Source organism: Marinomonas sp. KMM3893 (assembly GCF_004352855.1).
Taxonomy (GTDB): Bacteria; Pseudomonadota; Gammaproteobacteria; order Pseudomonadales; family Marinomonadaceae; genus Marinomonas; species Marinomonas arenicola.
On the sequence record NZ_SJSC01000011.1, the window covers coordinates 1 to 20,887 of the forward strand.

At 45.9% G+C, this 20,887-nt stretch carries 20 protein-coding genes; 13 read left to right on the top strand and 7 right to left on the bottom strand.

What is annotated here, in order from left to right; translation table 11 throughout:
* Positions 1-223: 223 nt before the first annotated feature.
* Positions 224-940, bottom strand: coding sequence for a DNA/RNA nuclease SfsA (sfsA, locus tag E0D71_RS17135; protein ID WP_133004526.1), 717 nt, complete (start codon positions 938-940; stop codon positions 224-226).
* Between the two features lie 295 nt (positions 941-1,235).
* Here sfsA and E0D71_RS17140 point away from each other — a divergent pair, with 295 nt between their 5' ends.
* From E0D71_RS17140 to arsJ, 4 genes are read left to right on the top strand one after another with little or no spacing between them, the layout of a single operon-like run.
* The gene (locus E0D71_RS17140) at positions 1,236-1,577 is read left to right on the top strand and encodes a metalloregulator ArsR/SmtB family transcription factor (protein ID WP_133004527.1); all 342 of its coding nucleotides are present in this window, start codon (positions 1,236-1,238) and stop codon (positions 1,575-1,577) included.
* 12 nt (positions 1,578-1,589) lie between these two features.
* On the top strand, positions 1,590-2,591 hold the full coding sequence (locus tag E0D71_RS17145) for an ArsJ-associated glyceraldehyde-3-phosphate dehydrogenase (RefSeq protein WP_133004528.1): 1,002 nt from the start codon (positions 1,590-1,592) through the stop codon (positions 2,589-2,591).
* Positions 2,592-2,603: 12 nt separating this feature from the next.
* Positions 2,604-3,101: a cyclin-dependent kinase inhibitor 3 family protein gene (locus tag E0D71_RS17150; RefSeq protein WP_133004529.1), complete on the top strand. Its 498-nt coding sequence runs from the start codon at positions 2,604-2,606 to the stop codon at positions 3,099-3,101.
* A gap of 49 nt (positions 3,102-3,150) precedes the next feature.
* Positions 3,151-4,374 (top strand): organoarsenical effux MFS transporter ArsJ, encoded by a 1,224-nt coding sequence (gene arsJ / locus E0D71_RS17155; RefSeq protein ID WP_133004530.1) that lies wholly within the window; start codon positions 3,151-3,153, stop codon positions 4,372-4,374.
* Between the two features lie 121 nt (positions 4,375-4,495).
* Here the strand turns inward: arsJ and E0D71_RS17160 are convergent, their stop codons facing one another.
* Complete coding sequence (locus tag E0D71_RS17160) at positions 4,496-5,383, bottom strand: LysR family transcriptional regulator (RefSeq protein WP_133004531.1); 888 nt, start codon at positions 5,381-5,383, stop codon at positions 4,496-4,498.
* 93 nt (positions 5,384-5,476) lie between these two features.
* Between E0D71_RS17160 and E0D71_RS17165 the strand changes: the two genes are divergently transcribed.
* On the top strand, positions 5,477-6,406 hold the full coding sequence (locus E0D71_RS17165) for a DMT family transporter (protein WP_133004532.1): 930 nt from the start codon (positions 5,477-5,479) through the stop codon (positions 6,404-6,406).
* Between the two features lie 257 nt (positions 6,407-6,663).
* On the opposite strand, the gene guaA is transcribed toward E0D71_RS17165, so the two are convergent.
* Together guaA and guaB are read right to left on the bottom strand one after the other, a co-directional pair.
* Entirely contained in the window at positions 6,664-8,241 is a 1,578-nt protein-coding gene (guaA, locus tag E0D71_RS17170) for a glutamine-hydrolyzing GMP synthase (RefSeq protein ID WP_133004533.1), read from the bottom strand.
* 132 nt (positions 8,242-8,373) lie between these two features.
* The gene (gene guaB / locus E0D71_RS17175; protein WP_133004534.1) at positions 8,374-9,840 is read right to left on the bottom strand and encodes an IMP dehydrogenase; all 1,467 of its coding nucleotides are present in this window, start codon (positions 9,838-9,840) and stop codon (positions 8,374-8,376) included.
* Positions 9,841-9,934: 94 nt separating this feature from the next.
* On the opposite strand from guaB, the gene xseA reads away from it, so the two are divergent.
* The 4 genes from xseA (at position 9,935) to E0D71_RS17195 (ending at position 13,734) form a co-directional block, all read left to right on the top strand.
* Positions 9,935-11,287: an exodeoxyribonuclease VII large subunit gene (gene xseA, locus E0D71_RS17180; RefSeq protein ID WP_133004535.1), complete on the top strand. Its 1,353-nt coding sequence runs from the start codon at positions 9,935-9,937 to the stop codon at positions 11,285-11,287.
* 215 nt (positions 11,288-11,502) lie between these two features.
* Entirely contained in the window at positions 11,503-11,757 is a 255-nt protein-coding gene (locus E0D71_RS17185; RefSeq protein WP_024024084.1) for a type II toxin-antitoxin system prevent-host-death family antitoxin, read from the top strand.
* Complete coding sequence (locus E0D71_RS17190; protein ID WP_133004536.1) at positions 11,754-12,008, top strand: Txe/YoeB family addiction module toxin; 255 nt, start codon at positions 11,754-11,756, stop codon at positions 12,006-12,008. Before E0D71_RS17185 ends, E0D71_RS17190 begins: the two co-directional genes overlap by 4 nt.
* Before the next feature lie 28 nt (positions 12,009-12,036).
* Positions 12,037-13,734, top strand: a complete 1,698-nt coding sequence (locus E0D71_RS17195) for a P-loop NTPase fold protein (RefSeq protein WP_133004537.1) — start codon at positions 12,037-12,039, stop codon at positions 13,732-13,734.
* 13 nt (positions 13,735-13,747) lie between these two features.
* Here E0D71_RS17195 and E0D71_RS17200 read toward each other — a convergent pair whose 3' ends face one another.
* From E0D71_RS17200 to E0D71_RS17435, 3 genes are all read right to left on the bottom strand, one after another.
* Positions 13,748-15,115 (bottom strand): sigma-54 dependent transcriptional regulator, encoded by a 1,368-nt coding sequence (locus E0D71_RS17200; RefSeq protein WP_133004538.1) that lies wholly within the window; start codon positions 15,113-15,115, stop codon positions 13,748-13,750.
* Entirely contained in the window at positions 15,116-17,026 is a 1,911-nt protein-coding gene (locus E0D71_RS17205; protein WP_133004557.1) for a sensor histidine kinase, read from the bottom strand. It abuts the gene before it with no gap.
* 89 nt (positions 17,027-17,115) lie between these two features.
* Positions 17,116-17,289: a hypothetical protein gene (locus E0D71_RS17435; RefSeq protein ID WP_165943024.1), complete on the bottom strand. Its 174-nt coding sequence runs from the start codon at positions 17,287-17,289 to the stop codon at positions 17,116-17,118.
* A gap of 124 nt (positions 17,290-17,413) precedes the next feature.
* Here E0D71_RS17435 and E0D71_RS17210 point away from each other — a divergent pair, with 124 nt between their 5' ends.
* The 4 genes from E0D71_RS17210 (at position 17,414) to E0D71_RS17220 (ending at position 20,804) form a co-directional block, all read left to right on the top strand.
* Entirely contained in the window at positions 17,414-18,829 is a 1,416-nt protein-coding gene (locus E0D71_RS17210; RefSeq protein ID WP_133004539.1) for a cytochrome ubiquinol oxidase subunit I, read from the top strand.
* A complete protein-coding gene (cydB, locus tag E0D71_RS17215; RefSeq protein WP_133004540.1) occupies positions 18,829-19,824 on the top strand; it encodes a cytochrome d ubiquinol oxidase subunit II in 996 nt (331 codons plus the stop codon). Before E0D71_RS17210 ends, cydB begins: the two co-directional genes overlap by 1 nt.
* A gap of 1 nt (position 19,825) precedes the next feature.
* On the top strand, positions 19,826-19,960 hold the full coding sequence (locus E0D71_RS17575) for a hypothetical protein (RefSeq protein WP_279433454.1): 135 nt from the start codon (positions 19,826-19,828) through the stop codon (positions 19,958-19,960).
* A 157-nt stretch (positions 19,961-20,117) separates the two neighbouring features.
* A complete protein-coding gene (locus E0D71_RS17220) occupies positions 20,118-20,804 on the top strand; it encodes a hypothetical protein (protein ID WP_133004541.1) in 687 nt (228 codons plus the stop codon).
* Positions 20,805-20,887: the final 83 nt, after the last annotated feature.

Sequence of the window (20,887 nt, forward strand, 5' to 3'; positions counted from 1 at the left end):
GGCTTACTTAGTAAGCTAGACATCGTCTTCGTTGTTGTGAAGCGTTGTCCGTGTCAGCGAGGGCGTATATTAAGGATCTACAGATTTAGTGCAACCCTTTTCTGAGAAAAAGTGCTATTTAATCCAATTAATTTAAAAGAATCGCAAAAGCGATCAATTAACCAACAGAAAAGGGTGTTTTTGTTTATAAAACAACCAGGCTTCTGCACTATCCCCTTAACCGCTAAGGCAATTCTGGCATCTTTACGGGAACAGAATGCGTCACCAACATGCCTTGAGGGTCGATCGAGACTTGATAGGCTAGCACTTCTACCCCTCTTTCTATGACTTCGACAAAAGCTTGTGCGTATTTGGGATCAATATGTGTTGCTGGGGTAACTGAATCAATGCCGGTGTGGCTCACACAAAAGAACATCACAGCTCTATGGCCTTCTTCTACCATGTTTGCCAACTCATAAAGATGCTTTCTGCCACGCTCTGTCACCGCATCGGGGAAATAGCCTAACCCGTCTTCTTCTAATAAAGTGACGTTTTTCACTTCCACATAGCATTTACGTCCATCCGCTCCTGTTAGCAGCCAATCGATTCGACTCTTCTCGCCGTATTTCACTTCGGCTTTTTGCTCGCTGTAACCGACCAGTTCAGACACAACACCATTGGCAATGGCTTCCCCTACTAACTTATTAGGGTATCCGGTATTTATACAGGCAAGGTGCTGTTCGTCTACTTCGACCAACTCCCAGGTATAAGCCAGTTTTCGTTTCGGATTATTGCTTTCAGAGACCCATACTCTTGCATTATCTTGCTGACAGCGTTTCATTGACCCTGTGTTGGGGCAGTGAGCGACAATGACCTCACCCGTTGATAGCTCAATGTCTGATAAAAAACGCTTATAGCGTTTAATCAAACGCCCTTCTAATAATGCTGTCGGAAACTTCACTGATTAACCCCTTACCCATCAATACGATATCTAATGTAATACACGCTTGCGCCAAAGTTTACACGCTCAGCGGCCTCAAGGATAAGCGCTTTCCTTTGCAGCCAATCCGAACACCATGCACTGAAATAAAGAAGCTGTCATAAAAATATAACAAAACAGCGCGACACTATACGGCATCCGCCTTATGGCTTTACTTTCATCATTAGTCCGCCACCCTCACCCACATCGAGTGTTGACATTACGAAAGTCACGATTAATATATATGGATATACGTATATAATGATTGGAGCTTAATATGCTGCCTCACCAGTTTTTTAAATTACTTGCGGACGAAACCCGAGTGCGTTGTTTGTTAACCATCGCCCGCGAAGAAAAGGTTTGTGTAGCCGAACTCACACATGCTCTTAATGAAGGGCAACCTAAAGTCTCACGCCATTTGGCTCTACTGCGCTCAAGCGGAGTCATTGTCGACACCCGACAAGGCCAATGGGTGTTTTACCGCTTATCGGATACGTTACCTGGGTGGATGAGAAAACAAATTCGTGGGTTAGTGGAATCTAACTGCCTGAAAGAAGAATACCAACAGGACATTAAACGCTTATCAGAAATGAGCACCCGTCCAGAATGTTGCCTTTAAAGGAGAATGACAATGTCTATAAAAGTAGGAATCAATGGTTTTGGTCGTATTGGCCGTTTGGCACTGAGAGCGTCATTCGATTGGCCTGATATTGAGTTCGTGCACATTAACGATGTCGCAGGTGACGCCCCTACTCTGGCTCACCTACTGGAATTCGACTCGGTACAAGGTCGTTGGGCGCACGAAGTCAGCAGCAATGGCAACCACATCATCATTGATGGGAAAAGCATTCCTACTTCACAGGAAAAAGACATCGATGCGGTGGATTGGTCTGTTTGTGATGTGGTCATTGAAGCAACTGGCAAACACAAGAAAACTGAGATATTAAATAAGTATCTCGAACAAGGCGTTAAACGCGTTGTGGTTTCTGCGCCGGTTAAAGAAGCCGGTGTGGCGAACATCGTCATGGGAGTGAACGATCACACCTTCGATCCTGAGCAACATCGCATTGTGACGGCGGCGTCTTGCACAACAAACTGCATCGCGCCTGTTGTTAAAGTGATTCATGAGAAACTTGGCATTGAGCAATCCTCCTTCACGACGATTCACGATCTAACCAACACACAAACCATTCTCGATGCACCTCATAAAGACCTACGTCGTGCTCGCGCTTGTGGCATGAGCTTGATCCCGACCACCACAGGGTCAGCCACCGCCATCATCGAAATTTTCCCGGATCTAGCAGGCAAGATAAATGGCCATGCGGTGCGAGTGCCTCTGGCGAATGCCTCACTGACAGACATCGTCTTTGATGTGAAACGCGACACCACGGTGGAGGAAGTAAACGCGCTATTAAAAGAAGCTTCTGAAGGTGAATTAAAAGGCATTCTTGGTTTCGAAGATCGCCCGCTGGTTTCCATCGATTACAAAGGCGACCAACGCTCCACTATTGTAGACGCACAATCGACCATGCTCGTTGGCTCTCGTATGGTGAAAATATACGCTTGGTACGATAACGAAATGGGCTATGCAACGCGTACAGCAGAGTTAGTTAAAAAAGTCGGCATGGCTTAAGGAGCAAACAAGATGACCCACCCGACATGGGAGCTGCCAGTAACAGGATCACAAGCCAGTCTCGTACTGACTCCTTGTCCTGGCACTAAAAGTACATCGCTAAGCGACAGCATTGCTCAACTCAGAGAACAAGGTGTGACGACCATTGTCACAGCGTTGAATGCAGATGAGATGCAAGCACACGGTGTTGAGGCGCTCCCGGCAATAATAAAAGCCGCTGGGCTCTCATGGTTCCATCTCCCAATCGAAGATGACTGCGCGCCTAGCAATGATTTTATTGCGCAATGGCAGCAAGCCTCACCGCAACTGCATCAAGCGATTGAGAAAGGGCAAAAGATCGCCCTGCATTGCATGGGCGGGTCCGGTCGAACAGGTCTATTAGCCGCTCACCTCCTATTAGAAAGAGAGTGGCCCTTAGCGCAAATAATTAGCCAGGTGCAATCGTTAAGGCCGTCGGCGTTTACCAAACAAGTGCAAGTGCAATACATACATCAATTCGCGAATCAGTAACCAACATAAAAGAGCTGCCTAGGTAGCTCTTCTCTTAAAGAGAGCGGCTATGTTTTCTCAGCTTAACCAGAACGTTCGTCAGTATATGCTGGTCACATTTAATTATTGGAACTTCACGGTAACCGACGGCGCCTTGCGTATGCTGGTTATTTTGTACTTTTATGATTTAGGTTATTCCACGCTAGAAATAGCATTACTATTTTTATTCTACGAATTCTTTGGTGTGGTCACTAACTTAGTCGGCGGCTGGATAGGCGCTCGACTCGGTTTAAACCGTACCATGAACGTGGGCTTGGCCATGCAGATTGTGGCCTTACTGATGCTCGCGCTACCAGCACCCTGGCTTACCATTCCTTGGGTCATGGCGGCGCAAGCCTTATCGGGCATCGCCAAAGACTTGAATAAAATGAGCGCCAAAAGCGCCATTAAAACCCTAGTGCCCGCCGATGCCCAAGGCGCTTTGTACAAATGGATTGCGATCCTTACTGGCTCCAAGAACACACTAAAAGGTGCAGGCTTTTTCTTGGGTGGCGCTCTGCTCTCTTTAATAGGCTTCCAGTATTCTGTAGCAGCCATGGCAATCGTGCTGATGTTTGTCTTTATCGGCAGCTTAATTGGTTTAAAAGCGGATTTAGGCAAGGCCAAAACCAAACCTAAGTTCTCGGAAATATTTTCCAAATCAGGCAGCGTTAACATTCTGTCTGCAGCGCGTATGTTTTTGTTCGGCGCTCGGGATGTTTGGTTTGTCGTCGCCTTACCGATTTACCTAGGCTCGGTGTTTGATTGGGACCATAGCGCGGTGGGTGGTTTTCTTGCCCTATGGGTGATTGCTTATGGCTTGGTGCAAATCATTGCACCTAAAATCACCAAGCTAACATCAGGTGAATCACCGGATGGCAGCGCCGCTTTGCTCTGGGCTTTAGTCCTTGCGATGGTCACTGGCTTAATTGCATACGCCATTCAAAATGCATGGCATCCAGAAGTGGTGATTATTGTCGGCTTAATGGTGTTTGGCGCTGTGTTTGCGGTTAACTCCTCGCTGCACTCTTACTTAATCGTAAGCTACGCCAAAGACGATGGCGTGTCCCTTGATGTAGGCTTCTATTACATGGCCAACGCCATGGGGCGCTTAATCGGCACAATGCTGTCTGGCTGGGTCTTCCAAGTCTGGGGGTTCTCTGCCTGCCTCTGGGTGTCATTTGCCTTTCTCATTGCCACCACGCTGATATCGATCGGCTTACCGAAACACAAACGCCCAGTCACAGCCCAATAACGAAACCAACAGACATAAAAAAGCCCGCTAGAAAGCGGGCTTTTTAATGGTTTGGCTGGTTAGAGTCTAAGGCACTTAATGATTTTCCCCTTGAGAGGGGTTTATCAAAACTATATTAACACTACTCAAAGTACGCCATAGCAAAGTCGATAAATAAGCGCACTCGCATTGGCATATGGTCACGGTCGCGATACAACATAAATAGTGTGCGAGCTTTACTGTGCCAATCTGGCAGCACATGTTTGATTTCACCTTGCTCAATCATCGGCTGTGCAAAATAATCTGGTACATATCCAATACCAAGCCCTGCCTTAACAGCATGAGTTAGCATGAGAATTTCATCAACTTCTAACCTAACATTCTTATGAGGATAGTAGTCAAACGACTCACCAGTTTCCTTTTGCACTAAATACCAAGGTGTCATTGGCCGGCAAATGATAGAGGCATGTCCACTCAAATTTTCCGGCTTAGCTATGTCCGCTATATCGAAATTGGGATGCGCACATAAAATGAAGTGAATATCTTTTAACGGTCTCGCCACCCAATTTTCAACTACAGGATCACCAACTCGAAACACTACATCTATCGCTTCTTCTTCAATATCTATTAGAGAGTTAGAAGAACTAAGGTCCAATTGAATATCTGGATACTTAATCAGGAAATCATAGAAAATAGTGCGCAATAACTGTGAGCCCAGATTTATAGGGGATGAAATACGAATTTTCCCTTGCGGCCGATACTTATCTTGATGCAATCCTATATCAATCTCATCGATTTCATCAAACAACGAAGCAAAACGCTGAAAGTAATGCTTTCCCGTACTTGTTAGAACAACCTTGTGGGCATCTCGGTTTAATAAACGAAGCTGCAAATCTAATTCTAGCTGACGAATACGACGACTCAAAGTAGACAGCGGCATTCCAAGAGATTGGGCAGCATTTTTGAAACTACCTAAATGCGCTATAGAACAAAAGCAACGCAGGTCGTCTAAAGAATATCTAGGTTTCATTATCGGTATCTATGCTCCCATTTTTAGCTATTTATCCAATTATTGAAATCTATACACTAAGTGACTCATTTAGACAAATCACTTGGAGCGACCATGAAGCTTGATTCCACACTAAAAGCCATTGTACTTTTGATTATTTGTACCTTTTTTTGGGGTAGTTGCTTCCCTATTGGTAAACATGTTTTAGATGAGGTTAATGCGCTTACTTTAGTATTTTGGCGCTTTATGATTGCAGCCATATGCTTAGCGGTATACCTCAAAGTCATACGTACACCTAAGCCACACTTAGAATTTCAGCAATGGATTTGGGTTATTTTTGTCAGTGTCATAGGTGTTGGTGGTCTAAACCTTTGTCTATTTACCGGCTTAACTTACACAAATGCGACTAATGGCTCCTTGATCATGGCGCTTAGCCCACTAATAACGTCACTGATTGCATGTATTGCACTTCGTACAGCGCCTTCGTCTTCTCAGTGTTTTAGCCTGTTAGTAAGTTTAACCGGTGTCCTTATAGTGATTACAAATGGTCATTTAGAGTCGTTACTTTCAATTAGAATTAACTACGGAGATCAGCTCATTTTCTGCGGTATGCTAGCTTGGAGTATCTACACCTACTGTAGCCAAGGGATCAGCAACTGGATGCCAGTACTCCCTTATACTTTTATTGGCATGTTAAGCGGAGCCACTGTCATTGGTGTTATGTGTTTAATGTCGCCTGAGATACATCCATTCACAGAGCTGGGGAGCACAACCACCCTAGGTATAGCCGAAGTCGTGTACATAGGTATGTTTGGCACAGTTGCCGGTTATTTATTATGGCTAAATGGTGTGCGTCAGCTTGGCTCTGCGAACGCTGCATTATTCTTCAATCTTGTTCCCATTTTCTCTGTACTCACTTCATTCATACTTGGCCAAGAAGTTACAAAGATTCAACTTATTGGCATTACAGTAGTCATTATAGGATTACTACTGCCAAATATTAAGCGACTCAAACTCCAACCTAAAATTAACAGTGAAGCCTAAGCTGACATGTACTGCATCTCCTCTAACGTATCGGCGGTTAAGTTACACCGACATAATAGCAATTGCGCTCAAACAATTTAGCTCGTCATTCACTCAAGTTTTACACACCCACCTAGAGCGAGAACCATTGTCGATTTTCTAGATACGCTAATTTCTGAAAATCAACCATCATTCTCACAATAAAAATGCCAGTCAGTTTGAGCTGACTGGCATTTCAATTATCTTCCAAAGGCTTTATTAGCTATTGATAGCCCGCCCTACTCCCACTCGATGGTTGCAGGTGGCTTAGACGATACATCGTACGTCACGCGTGAGATGTGTTCGATCTCGTTGATGATACGACCAGATACCGTTTCCAACAATTCGTATGGAAGGTGAGCCCAACGCGCTGTCATGAAGTCGATGGTTTCAACCGCACGCAGCGCAACCACGTATTCATAACGACGACCGTCGCCCACTACACCAACCGATTTCACTGGCAAGAAGACGGCAAACGCTTGGCTTGTTTTATCGTACCAACCAGAACGACGAAGTTCTTCAATGAAGATAGCGTCCGCACGACGTAAGATGTCGGCGTAGTCTTTTTTCACTTCACCTAAGATACGAACACCTAGACCTGGTCCTGGGAAAGGATGGCGGTAAACCATGTCGTGTGGCAAACCAAGTGCAACACCTAGCTTACGTACTTCGTCTTTAAACAATTCACGTAGCGGTTCAACCAGTTGCATCTTCATGTCTTCTGGCAAGCCACCCACGTTGTGGTGAGACTTGATGACATGTGCTTTACCGGTTTTAGACGCTGCTGATTCGATGACGTCTGGGTAGATTGTGCCTTGCGCAAGAAACTCAATGTCATCCAGTTTTGACGACTCTTCATCGAAAATTTCAATAAAGGTGTTACCAATGATTTTGCGTTTTTTCTCTGGATCATTTTCACCAGCAAGCTTACCAAGGAACAAATCTTCAGCATCAACACGGATGACTTTTACGCCCATGTTGTCAGCGAACATCTTCATTACTTGATCGCCTTCGTTCAAACGAAGCAAGCCGTTATCTACGAATACACACGTCAATTGATCGCCAATTGCTTTGTGCAATAGCGCCGCCACAACAGAAGAGTCCACACCGCCAGATAGTGCTAGTAGAACTTGTTTGTCGCCCACTTGCTCGCGCATTCTTTCAATCGCATCAGTCGCAATGTTGGCAGGTGTCCACAAGGTGTCACAGCCACAAATATCAACGATAAAGCGAGAAAGGATCTTGCCGCCTTGAAGTGTGTGAGTTACTTCTGGATGGAATTGCACACCGTAGAATTTTTTCGCTTCGTTAGCCATTGCTGCGATTGGGCAGCTGTCCGTTGATGCCATCAAAACGAAATCTTGTGGCATTTCTACCACTTTGTCGCCGTGGCTCATCCAAACGTCCAACATTGCAACGCCATTGTTTGCTTCGTGGTCTTGAATGCCTTCGAACAATGCTGGGCCGTCGTGTTTGCGGATTTGAGCGTAACCGAATTCGCGGATTTCAGAACCTTGAACTTTACCGCCCAACTGCTCGGCCATGGTTTGCATGCCGTAACAAATACCAAAAACCGGCACACCCAAGGTGAACACAGCTTCAGGGGCTCGTGGCGAACCAGGCTCAGGCACGGACTCAGGGCCACCCGCTAGGATGATACCTTTAGGGTCGAAATCTATAACGTCTTGATTGTCCATATCAAAAGCACGGACTTCACAGAAAACACCGATTTCACGCACGCGGCGCGCAATCAATTGCGTGTACTGTGAACCAAAATCAAGAATAAGTATTTTATGAGCGTGGATATCTTGCGACATTGTTAGCCTGTCCTTTCACTCTAATTCAATAAGACTTTCTCTTTTGACACTAGAGTAATGAATAATAGTAAGAGCAATCAAATAAAGATGGGGCGTGTAATACGCCCCATCTCGCTTACAATTTATCCGCGATTAACCCGCGTGATAATTTGGCGCTTCTTTGGTGATGGTCACGTCGTGGACGTGGCTTTCACGCATGCCGGCACCGGTAATTTTTGAGAATTGCGTTTTCGTACGCATAGTCTCAATATCGGCAGAACCTGTGTAACCCATAGAAGAACGTACGCCGCCCATCAACTGATGAATCACTGACGCCATTGGTCCTTTGGAAGCTACACGGCCTTCAATGCCTTCTGGAACCAACTTCTCAACACTGCTTGAGTCTTGGAAGTAACGGTCGCTCGAACCTTGAGTTTGAGACATCGCGCCTAGCGAGCCCATACCACGGTACGCTTTATAAGAACGACCTTGGAACAAGACAACTTCGCCTGGTGCTTCATCCGTACCAGCCAACAAGCCACCAACCATGATTACACTCGCGCCTGCGGCAATCGCTTTAGCGATATCACCAGAGAAACGAACACCACCGTCGGCAATGACTGGAATGCCGCGAGGCTCCATTGCTTCTGCTACATTAGCAACCGCGCTGATTTGTGGAACACCCACACCAGCAACGATACGAGTGGTACAGATAGAACCTGGGCCGATACCTACTTTAACACCATCAGCACCGGCATCCGCTAGCGCAATGGCCGCTTCAGCAGTGGCAATGTTACCGCCGATAACTTGAATGTGCGGGAAGTTTTCTTTTACCCAACGAACGCGATCAATAACGCCTTTCGAGTGACCATGGGCAGTATCAACAACGATGACATCGACGCCAGCGTCAGACAATGCTTTAACGCGATCGCCTGTGTCTGCGCCCGTACCAACCGCTGCGCCTACGCGTAGACGACCTTCTGCATCTTTACATGCATTCGGGTAAGTAGTGGCTTTGTTGAAGTCAGTAACGGTTACCATGCCGCGCAATTCGAACTGATCGTTAACGATCAATACTTTCTCGATGCGGTTTTCATGGAGTAATTTACGGATAGAGCCAGCAGAAGCACCTTCAAGAGCTGTTACTAGACGCTCTTTCGGCGTCATAATGTCTGCGACACTTTTATCAAAATCTTTAACGAAACGAACATCACGGCTGGTTACGATACCAACTAGGTCAGTACCTTGAACAACAGGAACACTTGAGATGTTGTTTGCAGCTGTCAATGCCATCAGCTCATGAACGCTGGCTTCAGGATTGATCGTAACAAGGTCTCGAACGATACCGCTTTCGAATTTCTTAACACGACGCACTTCTTGAGCTTGCTCTTCGATGGTCAAGTTTTTGTGGACAATGCCTATGCCCCCTTCTTGAGCCAAAGCAATCGCCATGCGGTGTTCGGTAACGGTATCCATCGCAGAAGACGTCAGCGGAATGTTTAGCTCGATGTCTTTTGTGATTTTCGTTTTGAGGCTAACATCCTTAGGAAGAACTTCGGAATAGCCGGGGATGAGCAATACGTCATCAAACGTTAAAGCTTCTTGCACGATTCGTAACATAATGGGGAGTTTCCAATGCCAACAAGGGGAGTTAAGATGGCAAGTAATTCTACTCCAATAGTCGCATTCGGTAAATCAAAACCACGAGAGATTGATGAAAAAATTTACAACAAGCCCAGCATCAGAAACCGCATTTACCGTCTCGCAACTAAACCGACAAATTCAACAACTTCTCGAAGCCAGTCTTCCTTGGATTTTAGTCGAAGGTGAGATCTCCAATTTAGCCAAGCCAGGCTCAGGTCATTGGTACTTTTCTCTCAAAGACGATCGCGCCCAAATCCGTTGCGCCATGTTCAAAGGCAAAAACAGCGCAGTCCGATTTCAACCGAAAGATGGCGACATGGTTCGCCTGCGAGCCCGCGTGACCTTTTATGGCCCACGAGGCGATTGCCAACTCAGTGTAGAAGGCATGGAGTCCGCTGGCGAAGGCGCACTGCAACAAGCGTTTGAACGCCTGAAAAACACCCTACAAACGGAAGGGTTGTTTTCTCCTGAGCATAAAAAACCATTACCGACTCAGCCTGAACGCGTCGCCATCATCACCTCACCGGTCGGTGCGGCGGTGCGCGATATGATTATTGCTTTTCGTCGTCGCTTCCCACTGACAGAATTAACCATCCTGCCCTCACTGGTACAAGGCCAAGACGCCGCGAAGAACATTGTAAAGCAACTTAACAGAGCCGATGACAGCGGTTATTTTGATGCCATTATTCTTGGGCGAGGCGGCGGTTCGTTAGAAGATCTGTGGAGTTTTAACGACGAAGCCTTAGCACGCAGAATTTTTCAAGCGACGACACCGATCGTCTCTGCCGTAGGCCATGAAACAGACTTTACCATCGCTGATTTTGTCGCCGATGTCCGAGCGGCCACCCCCACGGCCGCAGCGGAACTGTTAAGCCCAGATAAAACTCAGTTGATTCGTCAAATTGCCCAGCAAGAAAGCCAACTGACCCGACGCATGTCGCGTATTTTGGAGCAAAGCCAGCAACAGCTGGACTTCATGATCAAACGCATTCGCCATCCGAAGGAACGCATTGATCAGCAGCAAACTCAACTCGACCAACTCAAGCGCCGCTTGCAACAGAGCCTTGAACGCACAATCCAAGAACACAAAGTCAAAACACAAAACCTGGAACACAGGCTGCAAAAAAACACACCCGCGCGACGCATAGAGCAAAACCAAGAGAAACTGCGTGATATCGACGCTCGATTAGCATTGGCATTAAACAACACGCTAACCAGCAAACAAACCAGCTTTGCTCGCCTCATCGACAAGCTTAACCTCGTCAGTCCTTTGAATACCTTGTCGCGTGGCTACGCTATTGCCTCTAAAGACAAACAAGTAATTCGTTCGGTCAACGAGATAGAAAAAGGCGACTCTATTAAGGTTCGAGTGCAAGACGGCGAAATCAACTGTACCGTGGCGGCGACGAAAGCCATCGGCTAGTGTGGCTTCTCTGTTTAGGCGCTTATCTAGGCACTTCTTTAGACGCTTATTTAGGCGTCTTAAAAGAACCAAGAGGTACGCTCCACGCGCAGGCGCGAATAGTCGCTTTACCTCTTGGTTCTTTTATATCAGTCCATACATTTCATCTATTCAAAAACATTGCGTACAAAAATAAGTACAAGTACAATTATATGTACTTTTTTGAGAGGTGTATCATGGACACATTAAGTTATTCAGCATTTAGAACGAACCTAGCGAGTACACTCGACAAGGTCAACGATGATCACAAACCAGTCATCATCACCCGTCAAGGTGGGAAGCCTGCTGTTTTAATAAGCTTAGAGGACTTTCAAGCTTATGAAGAAACTGCCTATCTTATGGCCAGCCCTAAAAATGCCTCACGCTTGAATGATGCCATTGCTGAAGTCGAAGCAGGTAAAACACAAATAAGAGAATTGATTGAGGAATGATTTTATCTTGGGCTGAGAACGCATGGAGCGATTATCTTTATTTCCAACAAAAAGATAAAAAAACACTGAAGCGAATTAATTCGCTAATCAAGGATGTTACTCGTCAACCCTTTGAAGGATTAGGCGACCCTGAGCCTTTGAAGCATAACTGGTCAGGCTATTGGTCAAGGCGAATAGATAGAGAACATCGATTAGTCTATAACGTAGAAGGAAATACGATTTACATCGTTCAGTGTCGATATCATTACTAACACCACGTTAATGAAGGGAAGCAATAACATGTTTACCAAAGACTCTATAAATTGGTCTGCCCCTACAGCCATAGACGAGGAAGACTTCCCACAAGACACACTCGGTCGCGTTCAGTACGCCCAATTCTTAACAAACTTTTTAAAAAATGAAGGTTATACAAAATCTGGCTCTTCTGAGGGCATAAAACGTAATTACGTACTGAACCTCAACTCTGAATGGGGTTCAGGTAAAACCTATTTCCTAAAGCGTTGGTCAGAAGATTTAAAAGGTCATTTTCCTACTGTGTACATTGATGCATGGAAGCAGGACTATTCCGATGACCCATTAATGACAGTGATATCTTCCGTGATAAATCAGCTTAGAGAGCAAGCTGGAGCGAAAGAAGACGATAAAATCATTAAAGTATCCAACAAAATAATTGGTTTACTTAAAGCAGCTGCTCCCGGATTCGCAAGAAGTATTTCTAAGCGATATTTTGATATTGACCCAGTTGCTATTATGCAAGCTGAGGAAGGTAATGAGTTAGGAGAGGTTGAAGATTCAGATAGCGAATCTATGGATATGAGCGTTATGGCGTCTAATATGGTGAAACACCTTATTGATGAACACGATGCGAAATCAAACGCAATAAAAGACTTAAAGAAAAATATCTCACAATGGGTAAATGAGGTTATTGATCGAAAAAAATTAAATTTCCCAGCCTTTATTTTCGTCGATGAGTTAGACCGCTGTCGCCCAAGCTATGCCGTAGAAATGCTGGAAACCATCAAGCATATTTTTGATATCAAAGGCATTGTCTTCGTTGTGGCAACAGACACTGAGCAGCTGCAACACGCAGTGAAAGCAATTTATGGGGAAGGCTTTGATGCGCGCCTTTATCTTGGTCGTTTTTTTAATAGTCGTTTCAGTTTAAAAGCACCAGACCTAAAAGATTTCTTAGAAGTCCATGTTGACCACACAAAATTATCAGGTGATTTTTTAGAAGAAAGAGGCATAAAAATTCTGCCTCCCAACCCAGATGGCAAGGTTACTTTACGAAATATTGCTGTAATTTTAGATGCTTTTAAAATGCCACCAAGAACGGCTATCCAAATTGCGGATCGAGTCATCGCCACACTATCGAACATGTCAAAAGACTCTAAAATCGATATTTTGATGTTAACTACACTATTATGCTTTAACGAAGAAGATAGTAAGAAATTTCGAAAAATAATTTCTGGCAACTTTTCATATAAAGATAAAAGCAATAGAGAACAAGGAATAATTGGATATATTGAAAATCGCTTTAATAATTATAAATCAGATTTTAAAATGCATTTTAATCCAAAAATAGACCATCCTAAATTTAATACAGCACAAAGACTTTCTCATGAAAACAATTACCCAGAAGGAACATATCTCATTCCTTTTTTAAAATATCAGCAAGACCTTTTTTCGATTTATACCTCTGCATATGATGGTTCGACGATTAAGTTCAGTCTACTCGGTACTCGTGGTATTGAAGGGACTCAATATCAAAGAACACAAGCACAACTATATGAAAAGCAGCAACAAAGAAGAAAGCACGAAATAGAAAAATCTTTTTCAGAAGGAGCATTATGGCTAGAAGCATTATATTATCAAGGCTGTTTTTACGATGTTACACTGAATAAATATACGGACTACGTCGAACTCGCCTCCGCCCTAGATTGGATCGATGGCGATTCAGACGCCAATGACGCTTAAATAAGCGTCATCCTCACAACCCATACCGTTCTATTTTCTTGATCAAGCCTTGACGCGATAGGCCGAGTTGTTTTGCGGCTTGGGTGCGGTTTTCTTGGGTTGTGGCGAGGGCTTTTTGAATCAAGCGTATTTCCAGCGCTCGGACTTGTTCATCTAAGGTGGCGTCACTGTCCGGCGTTGTCCCTATGGCTGGGGCAGCATATGCGCCAATCGATGGGTAAAGCAAATGAATGTCTTCCATGGTGATGTGGCCTGCAGGGCAGATCGAGGCAACGCTTTCTAGGGCGTTTTTCAATTCTCTCACATTGCCAGGCCATGCTTGCTCTCGAAACCATTGCACGGCCTCATTGCTTAATAGCAAAGTCTTTTCTTGTTTGGCTCTTAGGTTCGTTAGGAAAGCTTGCAGCAAGACAGGCACATCTTCTAAACGCTCAGCTAGCGATTGGGTTTCGATGTTGACGCCTTTAATTCGGTAGTACAAGTCTTCACGGAAGCGCCCTTCTCGCACTTTCTCTACCAGATCGGCATTGGTTGCCGAGATGACGCGCACATCGATGTGCTTTTGTTCACGGCCGCCAACGGGGAAGAAGGTGCCTTCTTGCAAGACTCGCAGCATTTTGACTTGCATGGTAAGTGGCATTTCTCCGATTTCATCCAGAAAAAGCGTGCCGCCATCGGCGAGGCTTAATAACCCTTCTTTGTCTTTTTCGGCTCCCGTAAACGCGCCTTTCACATAACCAAACAACTCACTTTCAAGCAGTTCGTCGGGAATCGCGCCACAATGAACAGAAATAAACGGTTGTCGAGCACGATGACTCAAATCATGCAGAGTTCGAGAAATCACTTCTTTCCCTGTTCCCGACGGCCCAGTGACTAACACTCGAACGTCCGTTGGGGCGATGCGCTCTATCAAGGCACGGATTTTTTGCGCACTCGATGAGTGGCCAATATAGGCGGCAGCCCCTTGGGCCGATTGACCCGCTTGCTTTAACTGATTGAGCTCCCGCTCTAAGGTGGTTTTGGTAATGGCGCGACGCACCACCACCGCGAGCATTTCTGGATCAATGGGTTTGGCAATAAAGTCCCATGCGCCTAGGGATACGGCTTTTAAGGCCAAATCCCGATCCGCATGACCGGTAATGATAATCACCGGACGCCCATCAAATTCCGCCATGGATTCCAGGGTAATCAGCGGGTCAAAGTGTGGTGGCATCGACAAATCAAGCAACACCAAATCCGCATCAAACCCCACCATCGCCTGACGTGCTTCTTCTAAGCTGCCAGCGGTTCTTACTTGATAATCTTGGCCTGCTAGCCAGCGGCTCGCTAATTCACGAAAGGCAGGTTCATCGTCTACTAAGAGAATTTTATTTTGCGTCATCTAGTTGCCTATCTCTGGCGCAGCGCCAGGCTCGATGTCGTCTGCAGAAGTCGACATAGGTAAAGGGAAAGAAAGCTCAAAAGTCACCGGCCAACCCGCATCACTGCGGTGAAAAATCCGACCTTCGTGGGCATCTAGTATGCGGCGTACAATAGCAAGACCAAGGCCACTGCCACCGGCTCGTTTGGTTACGAACGGCTGAAACAAGACCTCTCCCGTTAACGCGCTGTCTATTTTAGGCCCATTGTTATGCACCTGAATCACCACAGCGTCGTTACTCTGCCAAGCCTGAATGGCCAATTTTCCTTGCGCTTGGTTGCGTAAAAACGCCACCGCATTATCGATCAAGTTAATAAACACCTGCTGCACTCTTTGGTAATCCGCTGGCAGCTCAATGGTGTCTGCTATGTCCAGCTGGCATTCAATCTCGCCGAGATTTGATTGCGCCACAATACTGGCCACCAGCGCATGCAGAGGAACCATGGTTTTATGTAAGGCAAGCCCTCCGGAATACACCAGCATGTCGCTCACCAAACGATCCGCTCGTTTGAGTTGCGTTTGGATGTGCTGGCGAGTTTCTGGCGGCGCATCGTAAGCCGCCATCGAAATAATATTCAGTGGATTACGCAATTCGTGGGCAACCGCCGCCGACAAACTTCCTAGCTCAACCAGATGTTGCTCATCTAAGCGTTTGCGCTCTGCCACAGCAAGCGCCAATGAGCGCTCCAATAAACCACAACTGGTGGAAAACAAAGAACCGAACACTTCCGCGGTAAGTCGCATGCCTGGGCTGGCGTCATTCCACCCCACCAAAACTGAGTGCCAACCTTGCTCGCTTCGATTAACAATAAGCGCCAAGGCACGCTCTTCTTCTAGAGTGTCTTTATGATGATTTTGCACATCTATTCGTACGTTTTGTCTTATCTGAGACGAGAGTAGGCGTTCACCAACAGAGATCAAACCGGTCCAATCGTGCGCTTCTTTTAACTGCGTCGACCAGGTGTCCAACACTTGTTCGTTCAAGACTGCGCCTGGGTAAATCAGGCGAGAAATCAGCCGGTTTAGCGGTTGGTAAATCAACACAGAGACCACCAAGGTAAGCAGTGAATACAGCCATAATTGCCAACTAGGCACATTCGCCAACGCTTGTAACCCAACGCGCCCTGACACCACACTGATCACAGAAATCAAACACAGGATCACCAGCATCATGGCCAACCAAAGTAAGGCTCGATTGGCAAACGCATTCACCGACAAGATCTGATAACGCACCACCGCGTACACCAACAACAGGAGATAAGTGGGCAATAGCAACATAGGGTAAGGAAACCAGCTGATGCCAAGCGAAGGGAAAATAAAACTGGTGGCCAACAGCAATCCCCATGCTCCGACGCCGAACATGGCCAAAATAGAACGTTTTTTATTGCCCGCATGACGATACCAGCCAAACAGCAACACCCCATGCGCGAGCATTCCCATCAAGATGGTATACACCAGATTAAAAGCACCGGCATCGGTGAAAACAAAGAAAGAACGCGTGTCCAATGTTTGACTCGCTGCGCCAGCATCAACCCACCAGCTTTGTAACACCACAGCGATACTGGTTACGTAAAACCAGGGCAGCGTTTTCGCCAAGCGCCTCAGCCATGCCTCTTTTACCGTGCCGGAATACACAAATCGAATCGCAAAATGCAAAAAGAAGGTGGGCATTAACGGATTCGCCAAAATGATGTGTATGCCCGTCTGCTCATAACCCTGAAAAAGCGCCACATGACCAAAGCACCAAATGGCCATCATGATGGCAAAGCCAGCCAGCGCCTGCAGCTCACCTTGCTTTTGTGCACGCCAAAGCAGCCACGCCGCCACCAATAGGCCACACACGCTAGAAATCAGCATAGACACTTCAAACATTAGGGATATCGTCAAACTGTAAACCTCGTTGACACTAAAAGAATGGCGTAATCGTAAACCTTGTTTACAGGCAATTCAAAATGAAATTTTTATTGCTTATAAATCAATAAGATACGAAAGATGAAAAGCTGGCCTCTGTCTTGCTTAGCAATAGATAAATTGATCCACATCAATATCACTGCAATTAACAAGGTACTTACCATGAATACTGCCTCTTTTATGACTGAAATCATCACGCTGGCGAGCATTTTTTGCCTAGCCATTTCTCCTCTTGCCGTTAAACAGCTGTTTCTAAAGAAGTCTTGATTTAGAGCGCTCTTAGGCTAGGAGTAGAGCGGCGTGTGTTGCCCTACTCCATCTCGTCTTTTGTTTTACTTAGGTATCACTATGGAACATTTTGACTCAGCGATGCTATCGCGTATTCAATTCGCTTTTACCGTCAGCTTTCATATTATTTTTCCAACCATCACCATCGGCTTGGCGACCTTAATCGCCATCTGGGAAGCTCTATGGTTGAAAACCAACGACCCTCGCTATTTGCAGCTGGCTAAATTTTGGATCAAACCGTTCGCCATCACCTTTGGGATGGGCGTGGTCGGTGGGATCGTTATGTCTTATGAGTTTGGGACGAACTTTTCCAAATTCTCTGAAATTGCAGGACCAGTGCTTGGGCCATTACTGGCCTACGAAGTATTGACCGCCTTCTTCCTTGAAGCCGGCTTTTTGGGTGTCATGCTGTTTGGTTGGCAACGAGTCGGTCGCAAAGTCCATTTCCTTTCGACTCTGGTCGTCGCCATCGGCACCTGGATTTCTTCGACCTGGATCATGGCCGCTAACTCTTGGATGCAAACACCGCAAGGCTACAAAATAGTCGACGGTGTTTTCCATGTAGACAGCTGGATGCAAGTTATTTTTAACCCTTCTTTCCCAATTCGTCTGACGCACATGTTATTGGCTTCGCTGATCACTGCTTCATTGCTGGTCGCTGGGGTAAGCGCGTTTTACTTGTTGAAGAAAAAGCATATGAATTTCTCCAAAAAAGGGCTTTCCATGACCATGTGGATGCTCTTGGTGCTGACTATTTTACAGGTCAAAATTGGGGATCAATCTGGCTTAGAAGTGAAAGAACACCAGCCAGCGAAATTGGCCGCAATAGAAGGTATTTGGGAAGCTCAAGAAAGCGAAGTGCCATTACTGCTATTCGCGATGCCAAACATGCAAACTGAAGAAAATGATTACCAACTGGGTATTCCGCACCTTGGTAGCCTTATTCTGACTCACACATTGGACGGCTCCGTCACAGGCCTAAAAGCCTTTCCAAAAGAAGATCGACCTTATGTGCCGTTGGTGTTTTGGTCGTTCCGCGTGATGGTGGGGCTCGGCATGGGCATGGTCGCGATTGCCTTGGCCGCCTTGTTGTTACGCCGCAAGGGCAGACTCTATGAAAATAAATGGTTCTTACGTGCCGTGACTTTTTTCACACCAATGGGGGTGGTGGCAACCATTGCCGGTTGGTATGTCGCAGAAACAGGCCGTCAACCTTGGGTTATTTATAACCTGATACGAACCTCTGATGTGGTCTCACCACTGCCTGCTGAGCGCGTGCTGTTTTCGTTGACTATGTTTGTAGTGATCTACTTTCTACTGTCTCTTGTCTATCTCTACTTTATGCGCAAATTGATTCGTAAAGGACCGCCTAAAATGGCGACCCTAGAAAAACACCTTATTGGCATGAACGCTCCCGGCTATGCTCTGGCATGGGTGAAAAACTTGAAACATGAAGATCACGAAGGAGAGAAGTAATGGATTTACCTTTATTTTATTTCTTAGTACTGGGATTCTGCATTTTCATGTACGTCTGTCTTGATGGCTTTGATCTGGGCATCGGCATCTTATACCCCTGGTTTGATAAACCAGGGGAGCGCGATCACTTAATGCTGTCTATTTCACACGTTTGGGATGGCAATGAAACTTGGCTCGTCATGGGTGGCGCCCTGCTCTATGGCATTTTCCCTGCGGCGTACGCGGGCTTATTGTCTATTTTGTACATTCCCTTAATGCTGATGCTGTTTTCTTTGATATTCCGCGGTGTGGCCTTTGAATATCGCTTTAAATCTGATCGCTCGCGTCCGTATTGGGATTTTGCGTTCAGCGCAGGTTCCGCGGTGGCGGCGTTCTGCCAAGGCTTGGTGTTGGGAACCATAGTGCAAGGGATTCCAGAAGGCAGTGAAGCTATGTCTAGTCTGCACTGGATCACGCCTTTCACCATTTTTACAGGCTTTGCTGTGATGGCTGGGTATGCCATGTTAGCGGCGTGTTACCTCTATATGAAATCACGTGGCGTGATCCAAGCTCACGCCGCCAAATTGGCTAAAGTCTTGTTGGTCATGGTGATGATTGCCATGGCCGTAGTCAGCATTTGGACGGTATTCACTCAACCAGACATCAAGGAGCGTTGGTTCTCAGGTAGTCACTTCTTATACCTAGCGCCACTGCCTATCTTGTGTTTGATCGCCGCCGTTGTGTCTTGGAAAGATTTGCACAGCCATCGCCATGAAGCGCGCCCATTTTGGTGTGGCATTCTGCTTTTCTTATTAGGACTAGCAGGCTTGGTAGTCAGTGTATTCCCTTACTTGATTCCACATCAATTAACCTTATGGCAAGCCGCATCGCCTACCACCAGCCTTGAGTTCTTATTGCCTGGCGTGTGTATTTTTATCCCTGTGATATGCATCTACACCTTATGGGGATACCGTGTCTTTTCGGGGAAAGTCGAAGACTATCAGGAGGGTTACTAAGATGTGGAAAACACTCAAAGCAAAAGCCGATAACCTCAAACCATGGCAATGGTTCTGCTTGCTCTACTTAGGGGGATTTGTTGGTGTTTTACTGATCTCACAAGTTATGAACTTGGCGGTGTTATTGTTTATTTAAAGCCGTCAAAAACATAACTATAAAGCGGCTTTCGAGCCGCTTTTTTAACGCCTATTTTTCACCACATAGGGGCTGCTTTCTTGTATAAATAGTCAATACGGTTTAGCTTTCTTACTACAAAGCCCTTTTTTCTGCGGCTTTTTTATTGGAGGCACTCATGTCTGCAAAATTTTCTATTGAACTAGAGTCATTTCACAAAATCTCCGCCATACCCAACGCATGGACTCGTCCACAATTCCTCGCTCTCATGACATTAATGGAGTTAGAGGATGGCCTAGAAGAGTTAACCGATGCCGAGCTGAAAGACATGTGTCTCATGTCTTTAAACGATTTAGCCCCAGCTGACGCCGCCAATGTCGTGTTAACGTCGCTTTTCTCTGACGATGTGACCCCAGGTAAAATCGATCAATTGAGCCATGAAATGGCCGATGATAGATTATGGGAAGAATACTCAGATTGCCAATTTCATGAACGCTTTTTTAATGCCTATGGCTTATTACGCGAAGCCTTTAACGGCATCTTTGCGCAACCGACTGGCGTCGACTTTAGCATCACCCTTCATGCTAAAAATGCCTCTGATCTTGAGCTCCTTGATACCGACTTAGCCGCTAATTTAGTTCGTTTGTTGTCCTGTGGCCTAGACGATAACGGCTTAATGCACCGCCTCTATGAAGAACAACTCAATGGCGATGACTTCCCGCAAGCCTCTGGGATTTTGTGGCAAATCGAAACACTTGCTAGCGAGAAGCATGAGCGTAAATTTAAGATGATCAGCTCTTCTTTTTGGTTTGGTGTTTTGGAAAATTACGACTCATTTGACGCAATACTCACACCACAAAGTTAATCGCCTGTTTGTGAGCAAGGCTATCTAGTCGCGTGAAGGCACCTTGATCATACGCGTCATAGCCATTGCTCGCGTTTTTCTAA

What these genes read in the sequence shown, in the direction of transcription:
- E0D71_RS17575 (WP_279433454.1), top strand. Translation starts at nt 19,826, where the DNA reads ATGTGGAAAACACTCAAAGCAAAAGCCGATAACCTCAAACCATGGCAA.
- E0D71_RS17210 (WP_133004539.1), top strand. Translation starts at nt 17,414, where the DNA reads ATGGAACATTTTGACTCAGCGATGCTATCGCGTATTCAATTCGCTTTT.
- guaA (WP_133004533.1), bottom strand. Translation starts at nt 8,241, where the DNA reads ATGTCGCAAGATATCCACGCTCATAAAATACTTATTCTTGATTTTGGT.
- arsJ (WP_133004530.1), top strand. Translation starts at nt 3,151, where the DNA reads ATGTTTTCTCAGCTTAACCAGAACGTTCGTCAGTATATGCTGGTCACA.
- E0D71_RS17200 (WP_133004538.1), bottom strand. Translation starts at nt 15,115, where the DNA reads ATGACGCAAAATAAAATTCTCTTAGTAGACGATGAACCTGCCTTTCGT.
- guaB (WP_133004534.1), bottom strand. Translation starts at nt 9,840, where the DNA reads ATGTTACGAATCGTGCAAGAAGCTTTAACGTTTGATGACGTATTGCTC.
- cydB (WP_133004540.1), top strand. Translation starts at nt 18,829, where the DNA reads ATGGATTTACCTTTATTTTATTTCTTAGTACTGGGATTCTGCATTTTC.
- E0D71_RS17185 (WP_024024084.1), top strand. Translation starts at nt 11,503, where the DNA reads ATGGACACATTAAGTTATTCAGCATTTAGAACGAACCTAGCGAGTACA.
- E0D71_RS17140 (WP_133004527.1), top strand. Translation starts at nt 1,236, where the DNA reads ATGCTGCCTCACCAGTTTTTTAAATTACTTGCGGACGAAACCCGAGTG.
- E0D71_RS17195 (WP_133004537.1), top strand. Translation starts at nt 12,037, where the DNA reads ATGTTTACCAAAGACTCTATAAATTGGTCTGCCCCTACAGCCATAGAC.
- E0D71_RS17150 (WP_133004529.1), top strand. Translation starts at nt 2,604, where the DNA reads ATGACCCACCCGACATGGGAGCTGCCAGTAACAGGATCACAAGCCAGT.
- E0D71_RS17190 (WP_133004536.1), top strand. Translation starts at nt 11,754, where the DNA reads ATGATTTTATCTTGGGCTGAGAACGCATGGAGCGATTATCTTTATTTC.
- E0D71_RS17160 (WP_133004531.1), bottom strand. Translation starts at nt 5,383, where the DNA reads ATGAAACCTAGATATTCTTTAGACGACCTGCGTTGCTTTTGTTCTATA.
- E0D71_RS17435 (WP_165943024.1), bottom strand. Translation starts at nt 17,289, where the DNA reads ATGGCTAGGCAAAAAATGCTCGCCAGCGTGATGATTTCAGTCATAAAA.
- E0D71_RS17145 (WP_133004528.1), top strand. Translation starts at nt 1,590, where the DNA reads ATGTCTATAAAAGTAGGAATCAATGGTTTTGGTCGTATTGGCCGTTTG.
- xseA (WP_133004535.1), top strand. Translation starts at nt 9,935, where the DNA reads ATGAAAAAATTTACAACAAGCCCAGCATCAGAAACCGCATTTACCGTC.
- E0D71_RS17220 (WP_133004541.1), top strand. Translation starts at nt 20,118, where the DNA reads ATGTCTGCAAAATTTTCTATTGAACTAGAGTCATTTCACAAAATCTCC.
- E0D71_RS17205 (WP_133004557.1), bottom strand. Translation starts at nt 17,026, where the DNA reads ATGTTTGAAGTGTCTATGCTGATTTCTAGCGTGTGTGGCCTATTGGTG.
- E0D71_RS17165 (WP_133004532.1), top strand. Translation starts at nt 5,477, where the DNA reads ATGAAGCTTGATTCCACACTAAAAGCCATTGTACTTTTGATTATTTGT.